This is a genomic window from Duganella radicis (genome assembly GCF_009720825.1).
Lineage (GTDB): Bacteria > Pseudomonadota > Gammaproteobacteria > Burkholderiales > Burkholderiaceae_D > Rugamonas > Rugamonas radicis.
The window spans coordinates 1-255 of sequence record NZ_WNKY01000149.1 but is presented as its reverse complement, the minus strand read 5'-3'; the positions used below and the strand labels follow the sequence as shown (position 1 = coordinate 255).

Genomic DNA, 255 nt, shown 5'->3' with positions numbered 1-255 from the left:
ACGAGTATTTAGCCTTGGAGGATGGTCCCCCCATATTCAGACAGGATTTCTCGTGTCCCGCCCTACTTGTCGTACGCTTAGTACCACCGCTTGAATTTCGTGTACGGGGCTATCACCCGCTATGGCTACCATTTCCAGGGCATTCCACTATCCAAACGACTATCACGTACAGGCTCTTCCCATTTCGCTCGCCACTACTTTGGGAATCTCGGTTGATTTCTTTTCCTGCAGCTACTTAGATGTTTCAGTTCGCCG

The 255-nt window shown here is 50.2% G+C and carries 1 rRNA gene; it reads right to left on the bottom strand.

Annotation, left to right across the window (positions count from 1 at the left end):
• Positions 1-255, bottom strand: a 23S ribosomal RNA gene (locus tag GM676_RS31445); the annotation flags it as partial.